Source organism: Neobacillus drentensis (assembly GCF_036966985.1).
Taxonomy (GTDB): domain Bacteria; phylum Bacillota; class Bacilli; order Bacillales; family Cytobacillaceae; genus Neobacillus; species Neobacillus drentensis_E.
Genome location: NZ_JBALSN010000798.1, coordinates 1 through 1,376, shown reverse-complemented (window position 1 = coordinate 1,376; position 1,376 = coordinate 1). Strand labels below are relative to the sequence as shown.

At 32.5% G+C, this 1,376-nt stretch carries 1 protein-coding gene; it reads left to right on the top strand.

Annotated elements, in window-relative coordinates:
- Nucleotides 1–805: 805 nt before the first annotated feature.
- Entirely contained in the window at nt 806–1,312 is a 507-nt protein-coding gene (locus tag V7659_RS32250) for a CBO0543 family protein (protein ID WP_420491247.1), read from the top strand.
- Nucleotides 1,313–1,376: the final 64 nt, after the last annotated feature.

Below are 1,376 nucleotides of genomic sequence, written 5' to 3'. Positions count from 1 at the left end.
GTATATATGATGATTGCGGCTGTTTTCTCGGTAGCAGGGGTCATCGATTGTGGTTACACCACCGGATTTCATGTCGGATATCCTGGTTACAGTTCCACTACTCGTTCTTTATGGGTTGAGTGTAAGTTTATCAAAAATCAGAAAAGGGATGTAGTTAGGTTTGAATAGGGTTTTCAATGGATGTGAAATATAATGACAAAAAGCAATTTAATTTGAAGGGGAATCAAATTTTTGTGTGGAAACTAGTTTATCTTTGTTTCGGTATTTTTAACTTAGCAGCATTTTTGATCCCTAAAAAACTAAGTAAAATAGAAATTTACGCTACTTCCTTTTTCACCTTCACTTATGGTGTTATGGTAGATATGATATTAGACTTACATTACGATCTGTATGGATATTTTGAAGAAGGATTTAAATGCTTGGACTTATAGCTATATTCCTGTATTTTCCATCAATTAGTGTTCTGTTTCTTAATCTTTACCCGATAAAAAGTAATAAACGGAAAAAGGTTTTATACATATTAAGCTGGACAGTTTTTTCAATTATTTTTGAATGGTTTTGCCTGCATACTAGCTTTTATTATTACAATGGGTGGATGCTGTGGTATTCTGCACTCGCTTACCCAATCATATTTTCAACACTTCTGTTTAATTTAAAGTTCATTCGGAGACTAGATTCACCCAAAGTATCAAGCGATTATTGAATATGGCTCATATATTTTTGGCTAACTGTGCAGGACGAGGTAGAGGAGAAAGTAATATTTTTGACTGTTTAGCAGATATTAAAACCAAACTGTTTAATAAGGGTGTTTCTATTGCGTGTTGCTCTGTGCCTAACTCTTTTAATTTGTTGCTGGAGATTTGGTGATATAAAAAACTGGAGAAAGTATTACCCCACCATTTTATACCTCATTATTAATAATTTATTGTATAGCTTCTTTGTTGGAAAAAATCATATTCTATGGAAGTTGGAACCTGACTTTTTATTAAACAATACCATTTCATTTTTAGTCCAAACTTTCATCATTTTTCCATGTATTGTCATACTGTTCTTGACTTATTTACCTACGCATCGGAAGACAGTAATATACTTAATAGCATCGGGATCTATTCTTGTTGGTATTGAGACCATCATGTATATTGCTGAAAAAATCACCTATCATAACGGTTGGAATTATTGGTGGTCCGTAGCCTTCAATTTCTTATGGGTTTTCATGTTGAGATTTCATTACATTAAACCTATTTCTGCTTGGGTTGTTTCGTTTTTATTTACTGCATTTTTCATTACTTATTTTCATGTTCCATTGCCTTAACAATCTAAAAATATAAATTAAAAGGAGAACACATTTCGTTAACTAGCGAATGTGTTCTCCTTTA